This is a genomic window from Clostridium sp. CCUG 7971, assembly GCF_017590215.1.
GTDB lineage: Bacteria > Bacillota > Clostridia > Peptostreptococcales > Peptostreptococcaceae > Faecalimicrobium.
The window spans coordinates 1-23,251 of record NZ_JAFFPK010000124.1 but is presented as its reverse complement, the minus strand read 5'-3'; the positions used below and the strand labels follow the sequence as shown (position 1 = coordinate 23,251).

19 protein-coding genes are annotated in these 23,251 nt (G+C 29.4%); 4 read left to right on the top strand and 15 right to left on the bottom strand.

What is annotated here, in order from left to right; genetic code table 11:
* Positions 1-6: 6 nt before the first annotated feature.
* Positions 7-708, bottom strand: a complete 702-nt coding sequence (gene yunB, locus JWF52_RS15105) for a sporulation protein YunB (protein WP_208334365.1) — start codon at positions 706-708, stop codon at positions 7-9.
* 270 nt (positions 709-978) lie between these two features.
* On the opposite strand from yunB, the gene JWF52_RS15100 reads away from it, so the two are divergent.
* Positions 979-3,666 carry a transglycosylase domain-containing protein gene (locus tag JWF52_RS15100; RefSeq protein WP_208334364.1) on the top strand — a complete coding sequence of 896 codons (2,688 nt, stop codon included), beginning with the start codon at positions 979-981 and terminating at the stop codon, positions 3,664-3,666.
* 66 nt (positions 3,667-3,732) lie between these two features.
* On the opposite strand, the gene spoVAE is transcribed toward JWF52_RS15100, so the two are convergent.
* The 11 genes from spoVAE to JWF52_RS15045 form a co-directional block, all read right to left on the bottom strand.
* Positions 3,733-4,089: a stage V sporulation protein AE gene (gene spoVAE / locus JWF52_RS15095; protein WP_353654960.1), complete on the bottom strand. Its 357-nt coding sequence runs from the start codon at positions 4,087-4,089 to the stop codon at positions 3,733-3,735.
* Between the two features lie 11 nt (positions 4,090-4,100).
* Complete coding sequence (gene spoVAD, locus JWF52_RS15090; RefSeq protein WP_208334362.1) at positions 4,101-5,117, bottom strand: stage V sporulation protein AD; 1,017 nt, start codon at positions 5,115-5,117, stop codon at positions 4,101-4,103.
* Positions 5,118-5,129: 12 nt separating this feature from the next.
* Entirely contained in the window at positions 5,130-5,570 is a 441-nt protein-coding gene (spoVAC, locus tag JWF52_RS15085) for a stage V sporulation protein AC (protein WP_208334361.1), read from the bottom strand.
* 2 nt (positions 5,571-5,572) lie between these two features.
* Entirely contained in the window at positions 5,573-5,992 is a 420-nt protein-coding gene (locus JWF52_RS15080; protein ID WP_208334360.1) for a stage V sporulation protein AB, read from the bottom strand.
* 12 nt (positions 5,993-6,004) lie between these two features.
* Positions 6,005-6,589 carry a stage V sporulation protein AA gene (locus tag JWF52_RS15075; protein ID WP_208334359.1) on the bottom strand — a complete coding sequence of 195 codons (585 nt, stop codon included), beginning with the start codon at positions 6,587-6,589 and terminating at the stop codon, positions 6,005-6,007.
* 100 nt (positions 6,590-6,689) lie between these two features.
* A complete protein-coding gene (gene sigF, locus JWF52_RS15070; protein WP_208334358.1) occupies positions 6,690-7,451 on the bottom strand; it encodes an RNA polymerase sporulation sigma factor SigF in 762 nt (253 codons plus the stop codon).
* 40 nt (positions 7,452-7,491) lie between these two features.
* Positions 7,492-7,905, bottom strand: coding sequence for an anti-sigma F factor (gene spoIIAB, locus JWF52_RS15065; protein ID WP_208334357.1), 414 nt, complete (start codon positions 7,903-7,905; stop codon positions 7,492-7,494).
* Positions 7,906-7,918: 13 nt separating this feature from the next.
* Positions 7,919-8,254, bottom strand: a complete 336-nt coding sequence (gene spoIIAA / locus JWF52_RS15060) for an anti-sigma F factor antagonist (protein ID WP_042276868.1) — start codon at positions 8,252-8,254, stop codon at positions 7,919-7,921.
* Between the two features lie 83 nt (positions 8,255-8,337).
* Entirely contained in the window at positions 8,338-10,308 is a 1,971-nt protein-coding gene (locus tag JWF52_RS15055) for a molybdopterin-dependent oxidoreductase (protein ID WP_208334356.1), read from the bottom strand.
* A gap of 117 nt (positions 10,309-10,425) precedes the next feature.
* Positions 10,426-12,057: a DEAD/DEAH box helicase gene (locus tag JWF52_RS15050; protein ID WP_208334355.1), complete on the bottom strand. Its 1,632-nt coding sequence runs from the start codon at positions 12,055-12,057 to the stop codon at positions 10,426-10,428.
* A 137-nt stretch (positions 12,058-12,194) separates the two neighbouring features.
* The gene (locus JWF52_RS15045; RefSeq protein ID WP_208334354.1) at positions 12,195-13,139 is read right to left on the bottom strand and encodes a calcium/sodium antiporter; all 945 of its coding nucleotides are present in this window, start codon (positions 13,137-13,139) and stop codon (positions 12,195-12,197) included.
* A 320-nt stretch (positions 13,140-13,459) separates the two neighbouring features.
* Here JWF52_RS15045 and pflB point away from each other — a divergent pair, with 320 nt between their 5' ends.
* Together pflB and pflA are read left to right on the top strand one after the other, a co-directional pair.
* Entirely contained in the window at positions 13,460-15,691 is a 2,232-nt protein-coding gene (pflB, locus tag JWF52_RS15040; protein WP_208334353.1) for a formate C-acetyltransferase, read from the top strand.
* 341 nt (positions 15,692-16,032) lie between these two features.
* Positions 16,033-16,770 carry a pyruvate formate-lyase-activating protein gene (gene pflA / locus JWF52_RS15035; RefSeq protein WP_208334352.1) on the top strand — a complete coding sequence of 246 codons (738 nt, stop codon included), beginning with the start codon at positions 16,033-16,035 and terminating at the stop codon, positions 16,768-16,770.
* A gap of 41 nt (positions 16,771-16,811) precedes the next feature.
* On the opposite strand, the gene thiI is transcribed toward pflA, so the two are convergent.
* Both thiI and JWF52_RS15025 read right to left on the bottom strand, forming a co-directional pair.
* On the bottom strand, positions 16,812-17,984 hold the full coding sequence (gene thiI / locus JWF52_RS15030) for a tRNA uracil 4-sulfurtransferase ThiI (protein WP_208334351.1): 1,173 nt from the start codon (positions 17,982-17,984) through the stop codon (positions 16,812-16,814).
* Positions 17,985-18,003: 19 nt separating this feature from the next.
* Positions 18,004-19,155: a cysteine desulfurase family protein gene (locus tag JWF52_RS15025; RefSeq protein WP_208334350.1), complete on the bottom strand. Its 1,152-nt coding sequence runs from the start codon at positions 19,153-19,155 to the stop codon at positions 18,004-18,006.
* A 775-nt stretch (positions 19,156-19,930) separates the two neighbouring features.
* Between JWF52_RS15025 and JWF52_RS15020 the strand changes: the two genes are divergently transcribed.
* Positions 19,931-20,923: an asparaginase gene (locus JWF52_RS15020; RefSeq protein WP_286184212.1), complete on the top strand. Its 993-nt coding sequence runs from the start codon at positions 19,931-19,933 to the stop codon at positions 20,921-20,923.
* A 137-nt stretch (positions 20,924-21,060) separates the two neighbouring features.
* On the opposite strand, the gene JWF52_RS15015 is transcribed toward JWF52_RS15020, so the two are convergent.
* Positions 21,061-23,103, bottom strand: a complete 2,043-nt coding sequence (locus JWF52_RS15015) for an ATP-dependent helicase (RefSeq protein WP_208334349.1) — start codon at positions 23,101-23,103, stop codon at positions 21,061-21,063.
* Positions 23,104-23,251 lie beyond the last annotated feature (148 nt).

Here is a 23,251-nt window from a genome sequence, read left to right as displayed (position 1 = left end):
TTTTTATTATTTAGTTACATTTTTCATATCTATATTTGGTAATATATTTGAAACGCCTTCTTTAGGTATATTTACATAGCTACCTGGTACATCTCCTACTATTATAGTTTCACATATAGGGATTTGAGATTTTATTTCTTTAGTAGATGTTGTAAGAGGTATTACTACTTTTACTTGTGTTTTTGCCTCTAAGTAAATTCTATGTCTAGTTTGATTTATTCCAGATGATTCAAAATCCGTTTTGAAATCTACAGATACAGTTCCTATTGGTTCTATAGATACCTTTAATTTTGGACCATATTTTGCAAGTATTGGACTTTTTAAAGCTGTTCCTATTGGTATGTAAGATGTCGTTGTCTTTACTTGTTTTAACTCATCTTGAATTTGTAGCGCAATATCTGATGCTATTTTATTCATCATAATTGTATTTGATTGCATCATAGTTATTTTTCCTTGAGAATCTAATTTTGTATTAATTAAATCAGAATAGTTTATTTTATCCTTTACAATCTCTCCTACCGCTTTATTTATTGATCTATTTGCAAGTTCTAATGCTTTAGTTTCTGCAAGCACAGTTATAGTCGGCCTTAAACTTGTATCTACATATATAAAACTTCCTATAAGGATAGATAGTATAAGTATAGTAGAAAATATAAAGGTTATTTTTTTAAAATCTTCTTTTTTATTTTCGCTATATTGTTTTTTCAAAATAACACCCCCTACTATTTTATGTAGGTAATTGTAAGTATTCACATATTTTTTTTATTTTAGTGAAAAATAATTGATACTATATTATATTTTAAGTATATATATAAATTAGTCTTAAAATAGTATTTATCGCATAATATCTAAATAGACTGATTCATTATTTTAAACGTAGTTTATGAAGTATTACATTATATTCATTTTTATCTATTGATTACAAAATTATTCATATGTGTGGTATAATATTACATTAAGTAAGGAGGTTAAAACTTAATGAGTAATGATAACAATGAAAATAAAAATAAAATAAGAAGAAAGCAGGTTAGCTCTTCTAATAGGACTAGCAAGCCTACTGGTAAACCATCTTCATCTACTCGTAATACTAAGCCTAAACCTAAGTCTAAATCTAATAAAAAAAATGATAAATTCAAGTTTTTTAGAGTTAGTGGTATAGTAATTTTAGTACTATTAGTACTTGGAGCTGCAGGTGGTACTGGATTGGTATTTGCTTCATTAAAAAATGTTCAACCAGTTACTAAAGCTCTATTAGATGAGAAAACTTACCAAACGACTAAGATCAAATATTCTAATAATGAACTTTTATCTAATGCACCTAGTGTAAATAAAAAAGAACCCATACCATTTGATTCAATTCCTCAAAACATAAAAGATGCTGTTGTTGCCATCGAGGATGAACGTTTCTATGAACATAAGGGTGTTGATATTAAAGGTTTATTTAGATCTGTAGTAAAAACATTAACAGGTACAAAGCAAGGTGGTAGTACAATACCAATGCAGGTATCTAAAATGTTATTAACATCTAAAGAGCAAAGTCTACCTCGTAAAATAAAGGATATATACTATGCTTATGAAATGAGTAAAACTTTAAGTAAAAATGAAATACTTGAAGCTTATTTAAATAACTTCTTCGTCGGTAAAGGACTTGCTGGAGTTGAAGCTGGAGCTCGTGGTTATTTTGATAAAAAAGCGTCTGAACTTTCACTTGCAGAATCTGCATTACTTGCTGGTTCTACTAAAAACCCATCAAGGTATTCAGCTTACATGACATCTAAGTTAGATGGTAATGAAAGTAAGGAAGATGTTGAAAATAAGTTATTATTTTTCATAAATACTCCTGATGATGCTCTTGATGACCCTACTAAAGCAGATTTTGATATGGTTAAAAAGTTACATTCTTGGGGTCTTATACCTAATGAAGATACTTTCAAACAACTAAAGTCGGGTACTATGGTTGTAAGAAAAGCTATAAATAATCCAAAGGCTAAACAAAGACAAGAAGTTGTTTTAAAGAAAATGTTAGAAGTTGGATTTATATCTCAATCAGATTATGATGAAGCAGTTGCAGAAAAAATAAAAATAAAGCTTCCTAAGGCTCCTGATAAAGTTGCATCATCTGTAGAAGACTATATTGAATACAATGTAATTGATGCTTTAGTAGCTCAAGGAAATACTAAAGATGAAGCTTATAATATGTTCTATAATGGTGGATTAGAAATAATGACTACTATAGATCCAAAAATGCAAGGTGAATTAGAAAAACAGTATGATGATACCAGAAACTTCCCTGGTAGCAAGCCTGGAGATGATGGAATAATTCAACCTCAATCATCTATGGTTATACTTGACTATAGAAATGGTCAAATAAAAGCATTAGTTGGAGGTAGACATATAACAGGAAGAAAAACATTAAATAGAGCTACAACAGCTCAACAACCTGGCTCAACTATAAAACCATTATCAGTTTATGCTCCAGCTATAGATTCAGGACTTACTCAATCAACTTCTTTAAGTGATGCAAAAGGCGGTTATAAATTCAATCATAAAGGTTGGAATCCTAATACTACAACATCTGGTAGAGGTTCTATGACTTTACGTAAAGCTTTAGCTTATTCTTCAAATACTATAGCTATAAAAACTGCTGAAATGCTAGGTGACACTTATGAAGAAGCTGTTGATGTAATGATGGATTACTTAAAGAACTTCGGTATATCAACATTAGTAGATAGTAAAACTGCTGATTTAGATAAAAGTGATAGAAGATTCCCTGCATTAACACTTGGTGGTATGACTCATGGTATATCTCCACTTGAAATGGCTGCCGCTTACGGTACATTAGCTAATGGTGGTGTTTATGTAGAACCTATAGTATTTACTACTATAACAAGTTATGATGGGCAAGTAATAGTAAAAAATACTCCAGAAGAACATAAGGTAGTTTCTCCTGAAGTTGCTTATGTTGTTACAGATATGCTAGCTTCAGTTATAACTGAAGGTATTGGTAAATCTGCATCTTTAGGTAGTATGCCTGTTGCTGGTAAGACAGGTACAACAAATGAAGCTCTTGATGCATGGTTTGTTGGATATACACCATATTATGTAGGAGCAACTTATATAGGTGATGATGCTGGTAGAAAAGATCCTAATACAGGTAAATTTATAAAACGTAGAAGTGTTAACGGTGGTAGTGGAACTGCTTCAAGACTATGGGCAAAAGTTATGGGCCCTATTCATAAGAACTTAGAGCATGAGGTTAAATTTAAAGAGCCTGATAATATATACTTTACAAAAATTAACTTAATAGATGGTGGTAAATCATCATTTGGATCTAGTGCAGCATTTATAAAAGGAACTTATCCTACTAGATCTTATACTACTCAACCTACTCCTAATGATAAACCTAAGGAAGAGGAAGAGCAAACTCCAACAACTCCAGAAAATAGTGGAGGTGCAAACCCACCTGAAGGTGGTGGTGGAACTACTACTCCTCCTGCTGAAGGTGGCGGTGGAAACACTAATCCTACACCTCCTCCTGCTGAAGGCGGCGGTGGAACTACTACTCCTCCTGCTGAAGGTGGCGGCGGAACTACTAATCCTACACCTCCTCCTGCTGAAGGCGGCGGTGGCGGAGCTACAGCTCCTCCTGCCGAACCAGCACAGTAAAAATTTAAACTGTTAAATATTAAAAAGCTAACTATCAGTACTTTGATAGTTAGCTTTTTTAATGTTTTAAGGTTTTGCCTTTGGAGTAAATACAACTGCCATTATATAACCGAAGAATATAGCTGCTGCTATTCCTCCTGCTGTTGCTATTGTTCCACCAGTAAATATACCTAAAAAACCATCGCTTTCTATAGCTTTCATTACACCTTTTGCTAGAGAATATCCAAATCCAATTATAGGTACAGTAGCTCCTGATCCACCAAAATTTACTATTGGTTCATATATTCCTAAGAAAGTTAATATAACCCCACTAGTTACATATGTTACCATTACATATGGCGTTTGCATTTTGAAGTAATCCATCATAATTTGAGCTATTAAACAGATTGTACCTCCTACTAAAAATACCTTTAAATAATCCATCAGCATATTAATCACTCCTCATTAACAATTACCACTGCATGTGCTACACATGGTATTGTTTGTTTTTGTAATGTACTTGTTGGAGATAACAATGCTCCTGTTGACACTAACATAACTTTATTGAATTCTTTTTTTGCTAATTTATCATAAATATATCCTGCAAATACTGTAGCGGAACATCCACATCCACTTCCACCACAGTGAACATCTTGTTCTTCTAAATTAAACATTTCAAGGCCACAATCTGTATATACTTTTGATATATCTATTCCTCGTTCTTTTAATAAATCTTCTGTTATCTGTTTCCCTAACTTACCTAAATCTCCAGTAGCTATAATATCAAAGCTATTTGGGTCATCATTTGTATCATTAAAATAAGAATATATTGTATCTATTGCAGCTGGAGCCATAGCTGCTCCCATATTATTTCCGTCATCAATTCCTTTGTCTATTACTTTTCCTACTGTAACGTACTTTATTTTCGGTCCATCTCCATTTGGAGCAATAAGTACACTTCCAGCTCCTGTTACTGTCCACTGAGCTGTCATAGGTTTTTGATTTCCTAACTCTAGAGGAAATCTAAATTGTCTTTCTGCTGTACAATAATGACTAGATGTTCCAGATAAACTTAAATCAGCAAATCCTCCATCTACAATCATTGCACTTAAACACATTCCTTCTGCCATAGTTGAGCAAGCTCCATATATTCCAAAGAATGGTATCGCTAGTTCTCTTGCTGCAAATGATGCTGGTAATAATTGATTTATTAAATCTCCACCAAACATATAATTTACGTCAGTTAGTTTTTTACCAGCCTTTTTTACTGCTTTTTCCATAGCTGTTTCTACCATTTTACTCTCAGCAAATTCCCATGATTTTTCGCCATATAAATCATCTGTTAATATTAAATCAAAATAGTCTTTAAGAGGACCTTCTCCTTCTTTGGGTCCTACAACAGATGAAGCTGATATTATAGTTGGTTTGTTTTGCATTTTAACAGTTCTTTGGCCTATTCTTTTGTTTTTCACATTCTCATCTCCTTATTTTACAAGATTAAAGATATAGTATACAAATCCACATATAATAGATGATCCTATTCCATATACTAATACCGGACCCGCTATTTTAAATAGGTTTGCTCCAACACCCATTACATAACCTTCTCTTTTATATTCCATAGCTGGAGATACTATAGAATTTGCAAATCCAGTTATAGGAATTATAGAACCTGCTCCAGCTCTTTTACCTAAAAGGTCATATACTCCAAGTCCTGTAAGTAAAGCACCTATAAAAATTAATGTAATTGATGTTGCATTTGCTGCAGTTAGCTTATCTAACTGTGTGAACTTCATATACAAATCATTAATACCTTGACCTATCATACAAATTATTCCACCCACAATAAATGCCCATATATAATTTTTCAAATATTTAGGCTTAGGGCTTATTTCATCTACATACTTTTTGTAATCTTTATCCATTGTTATAAACCTCCTCTAACTATTGTCCATCCTACAAATGAACCTATTACCTTTCCAATTAGTAAGCATATTATTACATATTTTAAATAAATAGTAGGTACTTTTAGTCTTCTAGATATTGTTGGGATATAATCAAGTACCTCTGTAAGACCTGAAGATAGAAAACCTACAAAAATTCCATATGCTAGTCCAAATATTATTGCTCCTATCCACCCTATATTAATATAAATTTTTTGAATGGATATTAAACTTCCTAGTAAAGTTCCTACTACAAGTATTCCTTCATATAAGCTCATATATTCCTTTGTTTTGCTAACTTGTGCCATTCTAGGTATAATTCCTATTAATATCAGTATTCCTACAACTCCTGCCCCAACCATCATTCCGCATGATAACCCATATATAAATAAAAATAACTTCAAATTATTTAGTCATTACCTTTTTCTAAGTTCATTTTCGATGTCCTTATTTAAGGAAATCATTTTTAAATCTAATGGACTAGGTTCAAGTTTTGAGTATGTAGGAATAAATTTGTTAAAAAATAAAGCTACTCCAATTCCAATACCTATAGAATATGGTATTTGGAAATATGGCAAATATTTTTTCCCATCTTTCGTTATTGAATCTACCATCATAAATTGAGAATATTCCATATTTACGTCGGCATGAAAATTCATTATTCCCATTATTGATCCCATAAGCACTATTATGGATACAATAAAAACTCTTATATACTTTGTTCTATCTTTTTTACCTTCATCAAAAAATATTACAACATCATCAGTTTTTAAAAAACTAATGTGAACCTGGGGGAATTTATCTTTAATTATTTGAATTACTTCACCTAAATGTATGACATCGTAGTTAGATTTATGAGCTGTATAATTTTTAATACAAATATCACCCAAATAATCTTTTTCACTTTGAGGATAAATATCATAAATATCTTTTAAATAAATCTTATTCTTACTTACCTTAAAAGGTTTTATCCTTATGGGTATTAAGTAAATATCTTCCATATTTAATTCCTCCTTCTCTTTTATTATTTGTTTTATACAAAAAAATAAACCCCTAATTTATGTAAATTTAAATTACATATTATTAGAGGTTTACTTATATTTAGCTAATATATGATTTTAACTTTGATAATACTTTCTTTTCTATTCTAGATACTTGAACTTGAGATATTTTTAACAGTTCACCTATTTCACTTTGCGTTCTATCTTCAAAGTATCTAAGCATAATTATTTGTCTTTCTCTTTTATCTAACTTTCCGAGTATTTCTTTTATCAATAAATTATCTACAACTTTTTCTTCTTCATTTTCGCCTTTTTGACTTATCTTATCTATTAAGCATATTGGCGATCCTTCTTCTTCATGAATAACTCCGTGTAAATACTCAACAGAAGAATTTGATTCCATTGCCATTACTAAATCTTCTTTTTCTATATCTAGTTCCTTAGCTAATTCTTCTATACTAGGTTCTCTACCTAATTTTTTAGTTAGTATCTCACTTGTAGTTTTAGCTTTTATTGCTATTTGTTTAAGAGATCTAGATACTTTTACCATACCATCATCTCTTAAATATCTTTTTATTTCACCTAAAATCATTGGTACTGCATAAGTTGAAAATTTAACATTAAATTTCGGATCAAATTTATATATTGCTTTTATCAAACCTATAGAGCCCAATTGGAATAGGTCATCTCTATCATATCCTATATTTAAAAATTTCGTTACAACACTTCTAACTAGTCCTAAGTTATTTTCTATTAAAACTTCTTTAGCCTCTTCATCCCCTTGTTGTACTCTATCTATTAAATCTAGTGTCTCTTCATGGCTAAGCAATACTCTTTTTTCTTTACTTGCAGTTATCCCCATAATAAAACCTCTATTCTTTTTGGACTTTATTCAGGTAAGTTTATTTTTTTGTCATTACAATTTTTGTTCCATCATTTTTAATAGAACTTACCTCTACATCATCCATAAAACTTTCCATAACAGTAAATCCCATACCTGATCTTTCAAGTTCTGGTTTTGATGTATAAAGTGGTTGCATAGCCATTTGAACGTCTTCCATACCATGTCCTCTATCTTCTACTACAACTTTAATTGTATTATCTTTTATTTCACATCTAAGATATACAAATTTAGATTCATCTTCATCATATCCATGTATAATAGAATTCGTAACAGCTTCTGATACTGCAGTTTTTATATCTGCTAATTCATCTAATGTTGGATCTAACTTTGCTGCAAAAGATGCAACTATAACTCTTGCTAAGCTTTCATTTTCAGATTTGGCAGAAAACTTCACTTCCATAACATTACTCATAATATATTCCCCCTTACAAAGAACTTACTACTTCTTCATATGTATCGTAAACGCCTATTATCTTGTTCATACCAGATAAATTAAATATTTTTTTTATTCTATCATTTGCATTTACTACTGTTACTCTTCCACCTTCGCTGGAAATCTTTTTATATCGTCCTATAATTACACCTATACCAGAAGAATCCATAAAGTTAATATTCTTAAAGTTAAATATTATATTTTTAATAGATTTCGAAATTAGTATATCATCAATCTCATCTCTAACCTCATTGGCTATATGGTGATCTAGTTCTGTAGCCATAAACTCTATAATTAAGTTTTTTTGGTCTAAAGAATATTTTATCATTAAGCTACCCCCTTACTATCTACAAAAGTATTAACTTCTAATAAATTCTATAATCTAATCTCTTATCCTTCAAAGAAATATCACTACTTTTGTTTTATTATGTCTATGAAAGTTTCATTATATGTTACTTGACCACCCATATCTGATATATCACTATCTGCTATATAGTTTGGATTCCCATGCTTTTTCCACCATCCAACATACATCATTACTACATAGTCACTTATACTATTGTCTATATTTATTTCTGTCTCTATGGTAATATTTTTATTTTTAAGTCTTACAACCTCTTTATTTTCTATATTTACTTTTATTGCCATATTTTCATTAATATATGCTTTTGATATTCCATTTTTATCTATATAATGTTGGCTAAATAGTGTTTCTCTATGGTGATTCGTTAATAGCCTAAATTTATTTTGTTTTGGAGTGCTTATGTAAATAGGTATTGGACTCAATCCATCCTTTTCAGCTTCTTTTGAATATAATTCAAACATTTTTGAAGGCGTATCAAATACTTTATCTTCCCATGCTATATATTCTTGTATTGTAAAATATGTATCTCTAATTTTTTCTAAATTTATATCTTTATCAATTTTTTTAAGAGGTTTTATTGCTTCATTTAAATATTCATACTTAGATACATAAGGATAATTATTTATTTTCATTGCTTTAGCTAATTCCATAAAGAAATAATACTCATCCATTAATTTATCATTTGGTTCAACTGCTTTTTCATTATAAATTATATATGGATTAGTCATTGAACTATATAATATATCTTCACTTTCTAAAGTATTTGTACAAGGTATAAATAAATCACATTTAGACGCAGTGTCTGTCATAAACATATCAAAACAAACCTTAAAATCAATCTTAGAAAAAGCATCTTCTAGTTCTACTAAATTTGGCAATTGATTTAATAAATTACTTTTTGTTATAATTGTCATTTTTATAGGTATATTATTTGCATTAAAAGAATCATTAATAAATTTACTTATTTTACTAGTATAAAACTCTCTATTCTCACCAAAACTTTCACTTTCATATGGATCTGTATTTATATATTTAGAGTAAACTTTATTTGCATAATTTACTCCTCCTCCACTAAATCCAATTTGTCCAGTAATGGCACCTAATGAATCTATTAATCTTATTGTATTTCCCCCATTTTTATATTTTTGCATACCATATCCCAAACATATTGTTGAATATTTTTGAGTATATAATTTTACTAATTCTTTAATTTGATTTATTTCTACTCCACACTCATTTGAAAGATAGTTTAAATCTAATTTTTCGATATAACTTTTATATTCTTCAAATCCTAATACATATGAATTTATATATTCTTTATCATATATTTTTTCATCGATTATAATTTTACTCATTGCAGCTGCTAAAGCTCCATCACTACCTGGATTTATTCTTATATAAATATCTGCAATCTTGGCAGTTTGTGTATATATAGGATCTATAACTATTATTTTAGCTCCTTTTTCTTTGGCTTTTTTTATAGTTTGCATAGTATGTATAGTTGTATAAGCTGGGTTTTTACCCCAAATAAATATATTCTTACTATTAAACATATCTTCTAAAGAATGACTTCTTGCAACTCCAAAATCATATTTTTGAGCTTTAATCCCCGCACTCCAACAGGGTCCACCTTTTGATTTTGATACTCCTCCATAAAAATTAGTGAATATATCTCCTATATCTTTAAGTAAAGATCCACTTCCATACTGAGTATAGTAAAGAACAGATTTTGAAGTATAAGTCTCCTTATAATAACTTAATTTCTTCACCATTATTTGTATAGCTTCATTAAAACTAATTTCTACCCATTTATCTTTGACCTTAAGTAAAGGTGTAGTAATCCTATCTTTATGATTTAATCTATCTAAATGAGATCTTCCTTTATTGCATATAAATCCTTTTGTATAAGGATGATTTTTATCACCTTCTATCTTAATAACTTTATTATTCTCTACATATACATTAAACTTACATGCATCAAAACAATCTAGCGTACATCCATGACTTAATATCTCCATATACTACCTCCAAGCGTCATAATTCTTTAATATATAAAATAATATCACAAATAGTTACTAAATATATATTTGTAAAATAAAAGAAGGTATGATTTTAATCATACCTTCTAAAAATAACTATTTCTTTCTTCTATTAGCTTGTTCTATGTTTATTTTATTACCTTTGATTTTTATATCTTTCATCTTTTCTAATACTTTCTTAGCATTTTCCTTAGGAACTTCAACGAAAGTATATTTATCATATATATCTATTGTTCCAACTAATTTACCTGGTATTCCAGCTTCTCCAGCTATAGAACCTACTATATCTTTAGCTTGAACTCTTTGGTTTCTACCTACATTTATAAATAGTCTAACCATTCCGTCTTGAGCACCTGTTGTTCCTCTACGTTCTCTACGGTCACCACGTTCTCTACGCTCTCTTGGTTTTTCTTCAACTATTTCTTGCTTTTCTTCACCTAAAGATAATTTTAAAAGTGCAGCAGCTACATCTACTGTACTAAAATCAGACTCAGAATCTGCACAGAATCCTTCTATCCATTGTAATTGCTTAGTTAAGTGTCCTGCTTCTATAACTTCTTTAACTTGATTAAAGAATGCATTAACTTTCTTTTCTTCAACGTCTGCTATTGAAGGTATCTCATGTTTAACTAATTTAGTCTTAGTGTATCTTTCTATATCTCTCATTTTTCTCATATCTTTACCAAATACGAAAGTGAATGATATACCATTTCTTCCAGCTCTACCAGTTCTACCGATTCTGTGTACATAGTACTCTTCATCTTGTGGCAAATCATAGTTAAATACAGCTTCAACATCATCAACATCTATACCTCTAGCTGCAACGTCTGTAGCTACTAATATATCAATTGTTCCACTTCTAAACTTATCCATAACTATATCTCTTTGAGTTTGCTTTAAATCCCCGTGTAACGCATCTGCAAAGTATCCTCTAGCTTGTAAATCACTTACTAATTCATCTGCTCCTCTTTTAGTGTTTGTGAAAACAACAGATAACTTAGGGTTGTATACGTCTACTAATCTACATAGTACTTCTAACTTATTAGAAGATCTAGTTTCTATATAATATTGCTTTATATTTGGAACTGTAAGTTCTTTTCTAACAACCTTTATATGTTCTGGATCTTTTTGATATTTCTTAGTTAAATCTAATATCCCCTTTGGCATAGTAGCTGAGAAGAAAGTAGTTTGTCTATCTTCTGGAGTCTTGCTTAAAATCATCTCTATGTCTTCTCTGAATCCCATATCTAACATTTCATCTGCTTCATCTAACATAACCATTTTTACATTATCTAATTTTAATGTTTTACGATTTATATGGTCTATAACACGCCCTGGAGTACCTATAACTACTTGAACTCCACTCTTTAATGATTTTATTTGTCTATCTATTGGTTGGCCACCATAAACAGGTAAAGTTTTTACTCCGTGCATGTATTTACCTATTTTTCTTATTTCAGAAGAAACTTGTATTGCAAGTTCTCTAGTTGGACAAAGTACTACCGCTTGTAAACTTTTGTCATCTGGATTAACCATCTCTAATAATGGTATACTGAAAGCTGCTGTTTTTCCCGTTCCTGTTTGAGCTTGTCCTATAACATCCTTACCTGATAATATTACAGGTATAGATTGTGCTTGTATCGGAGATGGTTCTTCAAACCCCATTTCTATTACAGCTCTTTTTATATCGTCGTTTATTTGTAAATCTTCAAATTTTATTGTGTTCATATATTACTTCCTTTCCGTAATCAATTTATCTTAACCTACCCATTATATATTTATTTTAAATAATATGCAATTAGTATTTTGTCCCTTATATAGGTATAGTATTCACGACGATATAAACTTAGCTTTTACTTATATGCTTAAATATATATAGAATATAATGTAATTATATATGTAAAATATGTACCTAACATTACTAATCCTTGCCATCTATATAACTTATGCTTTTTAATAGTAGGTAATATTAATGTAAGAAGTAGTAATACCATAAATGGAAAATCTAATGAAATATTTTGAGATAATATAGGTATATTATTTGGTATAGCTGATATTCCTATAACTGATACTATATTTAATATGTTAGCTCCTAGTATATTACCTACTGAAATTGCATGATGTTTTTTTCTTATTGCTGTAATTGATGAAACTAGTTCTGGTAATGATGTTCCTAATGCTATAACTGTTAAACTTATAACGGATTGTGGTATTCCTATAAATTCAGCTATTATTACTCCATTATCTACAAGTAACCTTGATCCTACAATCATCATTATAAGACCTAGTACAAAGAAGATTCCTATCTTTAGATCCTCTGCTAAACTAGTTTTAGGTTTAGACTTTCTAGAGTTCATATTTTCATTAGCAACACTTTTATAGTTAGTGTACATATATATTGATAGTAATGCTAATAATGCTATTGAATCTATTTTCGTAATATTTCCATCTAGACCTAAAAGTATTAAAGTTATAACACATATTAAAAGTAGTATTGATTTTGAAATAAACATATTTTTATCTACTTTAAATGGACTTATAAATGCTACTAGTCCTAAAACTAAACCTGTATTACATATTATAGATCCTACTGCATTGCCTAAACTCATCGTCGCATGTCCATCTATTGAAGCAAATAATGAAACAGTCATCTCTGGAAGCGTAGTAGCAAAACTTACTATAGTAGCTCCCAATATCAATTCTGATATATTAGTTTTTTTACCAATTTCAACAGTACAATTTATAAATATATCTGCACCTTTAGTAATCAGTATAAAACCAATTAAAAATAGTAATACTATAATGAACATAAAAATCATCCCCTCCTATATATATAAATATTCAATTTTTATACATATATGATAGAGAGTTTAGTAGTATATTTTTTTTAAAATTTGTAATATTTTCTTGTTTATATGTTTAATTTAGTGGGTATATATTTAATACAAAAGAAGAGGAACAATAAAAGTTATCTCTCATAAAACAACAAAATCATACATAAATATTGTATACAAAATACTAATTCTATGTTATGATTATATTGTTTAAAAAATATCTAGCTAGATTTTAAAAATATAAAAATTAACTTTTACAAATTTAAAACCTGATTTAATTTAAGGAGGCTATCAATATGAATGCATGGCAAGGATTCAAAGAAGGTAGATGGACTAAGGAAATAGATGTTAGAGGGTTCATCCAATTAAACTACACTCCATATGAAGGAGATGACTCTTTCTTAGCTGGAGCTACAGAAAATACTAAAAAATTATGGGACGAAGCAATGGTTCTTTTCAAAAAGGAAAGAGACAATGGTGGAACTTTAGACGTTGATACTAAAACTGTATCTATGATAAATGCTTACGCTCCAGGATATATAGATAAAGAATTAGAAACTATAGTAGGGGTTCAAACTGACGCTCCTTTAAAAAGAGCTGTTATGCCATTTGGTGGTATAAAAATGGTTGAAAATTCTTGTAAAGCTTACGGGTACGAATGTGATCCAGAAATAAGTGAAATATTCACTAAATACAGAAAAACTCATAACCAAGGGGTATTCGATGCTTACACTGCTGAAATGAGAGCTGTTAGAAAATCTGGTATAGTAACAGGACTTCCAGATGCTTACGGAAGAGGTAGAATAATAGGAGACTACAGAAGAGTTGCTCTTTATGGAGTTGACGCTTTAATAGCTGACAAAAACCATCAAAAAGATACTTTAGACGTTTCTACTATGGACGAAGGTGTTATAAGATTAAGAGAAGAAATATCTGATCAAATAAAAGCATTAAATGAATTAAAAGCAATGGCTGCTACTTACGGATTTGATATATCTAAGCCAGCTACTAACTCTAAAGAAGCTGTTCAATGGTTATACTTCGGATACTTAGGAGCTATAAAAGATCAAAACGGAGCTGCAATGTCTATAGGTAGAACTTCTACTTTCTTAGATATATACTTCGAAAGAGATTTAGCTGCTGGTACTATAACTGAAGAAGAAGTTCAAGAAATAATGGACCACTTCGTTATGAAGTTAAGAATGGTTAAATTCTTAAGAACTCCTGAATACAATGATTTATTCTCTGGAGACCCAACTTGGGTAACTGAATCAATCGGTGGTATGGGTATAGATGGTAGAACATTAGTAACTAAAAACTCATTCAGAGTTTTAAATACTCTTTACACTCTAGGACCATCACCTGAACCAAACTTAACAGTATTATGGTCAAACCACTTCCCTCAAGGATTCAAAGATTTCTGTTCTAAAGTATCTATAGATACAAGTTCAGTACAATACGAAAACGATGATTTAATGAGACCATACTGGGGAGATGACTACGGTATAGCTTGTTGTGTATCTGCAATGAAGATAGGTAAGCAAATGCAATTCTTCGGAGCTAGAGTAAACTTAGCTAAAACTTTATTATATGCTATAAACGGTGGGGTTGATGAAAAATCATTAGTTCAAGTTGGACCAAGATTTGAACCAATAACTTCAGAATACTTAGACTACGATGAAGTTATGGCTAAATTCGAGCCATTTACTGATTGGTTAGCTAACCTTTATGTAAATACATTAAACGTAATCCACTACATGCATGATAAATATTCTTATGAAGCATTAGAAATGGCTTTACATGATAGAGACGTATTCAGAACTATGGCTTGTGGTATAGCTGGTTTATCAGTATGTGCTGACTCATTATCTGCTATAAAACATGCTAAAGTTAAAACTATAAGAAATGAGCAAGGAATAGCTGTTGACTTCGAAATAGAAGGAGAATATCCACAATACGGAAACAACGATGACAGAGTTGACCAAATAGCTTGTGACTTAATAGAAAACTTCATGAACAAAATAAGAAAGAACAAGACTTATAGAGATTCTTACCATACTCAATCTATATTAACAATAACTTCAAATGTTGTTTACGGTAAGAAAACTGGTAACACTCCTGACGGAAGAAGAGCTGGTCAACCATTTGCTCCAGGTGCTAACCCAATGCACGGTAGAGATCACAGTGGTGCTTTAGCTTCATTATCTTCAGTTGCTAAATTACCATACGAACATGCTCAAGATGGTATATCTAATACTTTCTCTATAGTACCAGGTGCTTTAGGAAAAGATATGGCAGAAAGAGTAACTAACTTATCAGCAATGATGGACGGATACTTCGGAGACGGAGCTCATCACTTAAACGTTAACGTATTTGATAGATCTACTTTAGAAGATGCTATGGAACATCCAGAAAAATATCCTCAATTAACTATAAGAGTTTCAGGATATGCTGTTAACTTCATAAAATTAACAAGAGAACAACAATTAGACGTTATAAACAGAACATTCCACGGAAAAATGGCTTAATTTATAACAACTAAACTTTAAACCGGACAATTTAACAATCAATTAATCAAAGTATAAATATTTTTCAGGGTGTAAGTCTCATCAACTTACACCCTCTTTTTTATATAAATTATATACTTCTCCTCTACCATCCTATTTTTTACCATTTACTAATGTTATTATTTTTGTTTAAATGCCTACTTTTTGGGTATATAGTATAATATTAGAAGATAATTATTATATAGACCTGTAGACTTTATGTGCTAATTATCATATAATTTAATTAGAGATGATTTTTGTATACAATATATTTTATTATATATTTAATAAATTTTATAAATACAACTTATGAGGTGAACGATATGGTTAAAGGAAGAATTCATTCTATAGAAACATTTGGTACAGTTGATGGACCCGGAATTAGATATATATTATTTTTACAAGGATGTCCATTAAGATGTAAGTATTGTCATAATAGAGATACTTGGGATACAAAGAGTGGAAAAGAATATACAACTGATGAAATAATAGCAGATGCTAAAAAATACGCTTCTTACATGAAGTTCTCTGGTGGAGGTATAACAGCATCAGGTGGTGAAGCAACTTTACAACCCGAGTTTTTAACAGAGTTATTTGCTAAAGCTAAGAAAAATGATATACACACTTGTTTAGATACTTCAGGATTTGTAAATATAGAAACAATAGATCCTATACTTGATAATACAGACCTTGTTTTACTTGACTTAAAACATATGGTTGATGAAGAGTCTAAGAATTTAACTGGTGTAGGAATTGAAAAATCTCTTAAGTTAGCTAAGCATTTAGACGAAAGAAATATCCCTGTTTGGATAAGACACGTTCTTGTTCCTGGAATCACAGACACTAAAGAAAATTTAGAAGCTTTAGGTAAGTTTGTATCTACTCTTAATAATGTTGATAGATTTGAATTATTACCTTACCATACTATGGGAGTTCACAAATGGGAAAGTATGGGAATAGATTACGAATTAAAGGATGTAGAAAATGCTACTAGTGAAGATATAGCTAAAGCTACTGAGATAGTTGAGCAATTTGGAGCTAAAGTATTTAAGAAAGACTAGTAAAAAAAGATGGCAATTTATGCCATCTTTTTATTTATATATTAAAATTCTATATCTTCTACTTCTACATTAGCTATTGCATATTCTATTAATTTTTCTACATCTAATGCACTTTCTGATTTTTCTATTCTTTCTAATCTAGGCTTAGTTACTGGTTTTTTTGGAGAAAATACTGTACAGCAGTCTTCTTCTGGTAATATTGATGTTTCAAATGTACCAATCTTTTGTGCTATTTCTATTATTTCTGTCTTGTCCATTGCTATTAATGGTCTAAATACTGGTATACTTACAGCTGCATTAGTACAAGTTAATCCTTGTATTGTTTGAGATGCAACTTGACCTATACTTTCTCCTGTAACTAAAGCTTCACAATGTCTCTTATCTGCTAATCTCTGAGCTATTTGCATCATGAATCTTCTAGATATTATAGTCATCTCTTCTTCTTTGCATTTAAGACCTATCTCTTTTTGTATTTCTAACATGTTTACTTTATGAAGTCTTACTCTTCCACAGTATTTTGCTAGTATTTGAGCTAAATCTCTAACCTTCTCTTGTGATTTTTCACTTGTAAATGGATAACTATGGAAATGTACACATTCTAACTCCATACCTCTTTTAGCAACCATCCAAGATGCAACTGGAGAGTCTATACCACCTGATAAAAGTGACATTGCTCTACCATTAGTTCCAAGTGGTAATCCACCATAACCTGCTACAGTATCACTATACACCATAACATGATTTTCTCTTAATTCACACTTTATTTTTACTTCTGGATTTCTAACATCTACTGCTATTCTATCTTTTACGTTATATACTAAATAACCACCTATATCTAAGCTCATTTGTTGAGAGTTTAATTCAAATGATTTATCCCCTCTTCTTGATTCAACTTTAAAACTTTTATATCCTTGTTCTATCTTTTCTTCTAACATCTTTAATGCTAGTTCCTTTAAGTTTTCGTAGCTTTTTTCTCCTCTTATAGCAGGACATACTCCAACTATACCAAATACTTGTCTTACCTCTTCTATAACTTCTTCATAGTCATAATCTTCTAAGTCTACATATATTCTTCCATACTCTTTATAAACATTAAAACTTCCTATTGGCTTTAACATATTTTTTATATTTTTTATAAGTTTATTCTCAAATAAATATCTATTCTTTCCCTTTACACCTATTTCTCCGTACTTAACTATTAATATATTGTACAATACCATCACCTCTTAATTTTTATCGTCTTCTTATTATCATTCTTAAGTCATTTACTGATTCTTTTACCACTTTTATAACTTCTAATATATCTTCTTCATTATTCATATCACTTAAACTAAATCTTATAGCTCCTTCAATTTCATCAGGATTAAGTTTTATTGCATTTAGCACATGACTTCCTTTTTTCTTAGATGAACATGCTGATCCTGTAGATACATATATTCCTTTTTGTTCTAAGTAGTGAAGTAATACTTCTCCTTTAATCCCTCTAAAAGAAACGTTTAATATGTGGCATACTCCATCATCATTAGAGTTTATCTTTATATCATCTATATTTTCTAATAGACCTTCTTTAAGCATATTTTTTAGATTAGATATTTTCTCTATATTCTTATCTAAATCTTTATTTGTTATTTTTATAGCTTCTCCTAATCCATATATACCAGGAACATTTTCTGTCCCTGATCTTATTCCTATTTCTTGTCCTCCACCTGTTAAAAGAGGTTTTAATCTATTATTTTCTTTAATATACATAAATCCTATACCCTTAGGTCCATGTAATTTATGTCCGCTTACGCTCATAAAATCTATATTATATCTTGATGGCTTAAAGTTAATCTTTCCATAAGATTGTACGGCGTCTACATGTAAATATACTTTATCATTTAACGTTTTTAGATGCTTACCTACTTCTTGTATAGGCTCAATAGCACCTATCTCATTATTTACATGCATCATAGTTACTAAAGATGTTGTTGATTTTAATGATCTTTTAAATTCCTCAATATCTATTATTCCCTTTTCATTAACATCTAAATATGTTACTTCAAAACCTTCACTCTCTAAGTCTTTAAGTGTATCTAAAACAGATGGATGCTCTATTTTTGTAGATATTATATGATTTTTTCTTTTTTTATATAAATTAGCAACACCTCTTATTATAGTGTTGTTAGATTCCGTTCCGCCAGATGTAAAGTATATCTCTTTATCCTTTGCTGAAATAGATCTTGCTATATCTTGTCTTATAGATTTTATATTTTTTTCAACTTCTATACCCTTTCTATGTAAAGAAGATGGATTAGCATAATCCGTACTAAGTGCATAAACCATTTTTTCAACTACTTCTTTATATGGTTTAGTTGTCGCACTATTATCTAAATATATCTCCATATATTACACCAACTTTCTATTATTGATATATATTATTTATTTTTACCAAATTTATATTTTACGTATTAGAATAATAAAAGTTTTACATAAATCAAACTTTAATTATTTCTTTGCTTTATTGTATATTATGCACTTTATTTAAAATTCATATCTTTATATTATAACATTAAATTTTATATATTTTAATATTTAATACCTTAATGGATTAAAATATGTTGTTTTAATTTATAATAATTATCCATTTAAGTATTTTTATTTGTATAAATTATTTTTTATTAACATATTTTGTAAATTTTTATGTTTTTTGTGGAAAATTATTGATTAAGCTGTCGAATTTTGATATTATTTAATTAAGGTTATCCCCCTGATAACCTTAGTAAAATCTCTATTCACAATACCCCATTTGATGAATACCAAGTATTCATCAGCCTACTTTCAATCGGAAAAGAAGTAGGTTTTATTTTTTTGTTTTTTTATTCGATAAAAATTTTTTTTTGAAAAACTATTGATTTTTCTGTCGAATTTTGTTATTATAAATACATGGTTATCCCCCTGATAACCTTAATTAAAATCTCTATTCCCAATACCCCTTTTGAACGGATATACTTTATATCCATTTAAAAATATTAAATTGACTACGGAAATCAATTTAATACAAAAAAAGAGCTTCCCCGAGCTCTTTTTTTTATACTTTTTAATTTTATCCAATAGACCTATATAGGTTTTTTTGATATAATTTATTTATTATATATTAAAATGGTAGGAGGATACTATTATGACTAAAAAGAAAGTTGCTATAGTTTTTACTGGTGGTACTATATCTATGACTGTAGATGAAAAGGTTGGTGCTGCTATACCAACTTTATCTGGTGAGCAAATAATGTCTATGGTTACAAACATAGATAAGGTTGCAAATGTTGAAGTTCTTAATTTTGATGAAATACCTGGACCTCACATAACTCCACAAAGAATGATGGAATTAAAGGATTATGTAAATAATTTACTTATAAGAGAAGATATATCTGGTGTAGTAATTACACATGGTACAGATAGTTTAGAAGAAACTGCTTATTTCTTAGACTTAACTATTACTAGTATAAAGCCTGTTATAGTTACAGGTGCTATGAGAAGTAGCTCTGAGCTTGGATATGATGGTCCTAGTAACTTATCAGCTGCAGTTTGTACTGCTATATCTAAGGAAGCTATTGGAAAAGGGGTTCTTATTGTTTTAAACAATGAAGTTATGCTAGCTTCTGAAGCTACTAAAACTAGTACTTTATCATTAAATACATTCCAATCTATTGGATCTGGTCCTTTAGGTATAATAGATTGTAATGAGCTTGTTTTATATAAAACTGTATCTTCTAGAACTATAATAGACACAGATAGTGTTGAATCTAAAGTTGCATTATTTAAATCTGGTATAGGAATGGATGAAGAATTTATAAAATTTGCTACTGATAATGGATATAAAGGAATCATAATCGAAGCTATGGGTAGAGGTAACATCCCTCCTAAAATGTATGAAGGTGTTAAATATGCTAGAGAAAATAATATACCTGTTGTTATAGTATCTAGATGTCATTCTGGTAGAGTATTTGATAGTTATGGATACTTAGGTTCTGGAAAAGACTTAAGAAATCTTGGATGTATATTCGGCGGAGATCTTCCAGGACAAAAGGCTAGAATAAAATTAATGTTAGCCCTTGGAAAAACTAATGATCTAAATGAAATAAAAGACTTCTTTGAAAAAGGAATATATTATTAGAATTCAAAAGGCTTATCTTAAAGTGATTTTTAAGGTAAGCCTTTTATAATACCTATATATGACCTTGAGCAACAGACGCAGGCGTTGGCGACATGAAGTGTAGCGCCCACACAGTAGCTTAAGCAAAGCGCATTTTTCTATATTTTCCATATCATATTTTTAGTTAAGCATAATTTATAATCAAATGTTCTTTCTCCATCATTAAACTTTGCTTTAATAAGATTATTCTCTTTTTGTACTACAGTACCTTCTTTAAATCTCTTATGATATATTTTATCTCCTATTATTATATTATCCATCTCTTCCTTTGTTGGAGCCTTTATATCGTCAATAAATCTTGATTTTGATACTTTCTTTCCATATTTATTGATAGGTGAACTTATATATAAATTTTCTTCCGCTCTTGTTATTGCTACATACATAAGTCTTCTTTCTTCTTCAATTTGTTCTGCTTTCTTTTTATCATCATCTAAGTCATATGACTTTTCATGAGGTATCGTACCTTCGTTAGCTCCTATTATATAAACATTTTTAAATTCTAACCCTTTAGCGCTATGCATTGTTGTAAATATGACACCATCAGTATTTTTATTATGCTTATTGTCAACTAATTCACTCTTTACTCTTTCTATATGATCTAGATATTCCTCTATAGTTTTAAAGTTTGTTGCTGAACTTTCTAATTCATTTAATATCTCTACTAATCCATTAGCTTTAATTTTCCTATTTGTACAGTAGTCTAATATATATCTATCATAATCTAAACTTGTCCTAATATAGGATATAGCATTTTTAGGATTTAAAGTTTTTAAATAACTTAAATCTATTTCTAAATCATTTATCGTTTTTATTTGATTTGGCTTTAGTTCACATTTATTTATAAGTGAATTTATAAAGTCTTTCTCATCTTTTATCATATTTATACTATCTCTTGATATATACCTAAATGGCTTATTTATAATTCTGACCCAATCTTTATTAGAATTAGGATTCAATCCAATTCTTAAATAAGCTAATATATCTTGAGATGCCCAGTGATCATATATAGTAACTATTGCATCTTTTACAACAAATGGTATTCTCATGTCCATAAAAACATCTACCAACGCTCTTGATTGTATATTTGTTCTATATATTACTGCAAAATCAGTGTATTCAACATAGTCTTTTTTTACTTCTTCTAGTATATCTTTACCAATAAAAACAGCTTCTTCTTCTGAATCATCAGGCGAAATATAGTTTACTTTAGCCCCTAATCCTTGATTACATTTAATTACCTTTTCATACCTATTTTCATTTTTTTCTATAAGTCTATTTGCTACATTTATAATTTCATCTTTAGATCTGTAATTTATGTCTAGAAGTACCTTTTTCGTATTTTTAAAATACTCTTCAAATTGTAGTAAAAAGTCAGGTCTAGCTCCTCTAAATCCATATATACTTTGATCTTCATCTCCTACTACAAATATATTATTATTAGGATTTGATATTAGTTTAAGTACTTCAAATTGAACTCTATTTATGTCTTGAAACTCATCTACTAAAATATATCTATATACATTTCTTACCATATCTAGTGCAGACTTATTATTTTTTAGTAAATGATATGTTTTTATTAACATATCATCAAAATCTATTTTATTTATTTGATCTTTATGCTCTTCATATAAATTATAAGCTTTTATAAACTCATCACTACTTAGTAATTCTGATTTAAAATCAACTTTATCCATAAGCTCATTTTTTACATACGATATTTCATTTATAACCTGACCTACAACTTCGTCATCTTCTCCATTTTCTACTTCTAAGCTTTTTAAGATTCCTTTTATAGCCATTCTCTTCATTTTTTCATCAAGTATACTTTCAAGATTGTATTTTTCAAAATATCTTAGTATCCTAAAAAACACTGAATGGAAAGTTCCATATGTAACCTTATTCATTCTATAATCGTTACTTAAGCTTAAAGCCCTATTTTTCATTTCTAAAGATGATGCCTTTGTAAAACTTATTGCTAATATACTTGTAGGCTTTATTTCTTCATTTACAACCATATTAGCTATTCTATATGTTATTACTCTTGTCTTACCTGAACCAGGTCCCGCAAGTACCATACATGGTCCATTTATATGTTTAACAGCTTCTAGCTGATTTTCATTTAACTTATCTATACTAATCATATATTACCACCTTAAATTAGTTTCTTATCTTAGGTCACTAATTTATTATAATATATAAATCATAAAACTTATATAAAGTATCCTAAAATAAAACCTCATATCTGATTGTAAACTAAAAAGTATATAGTGATACATAAGTATATAAAAA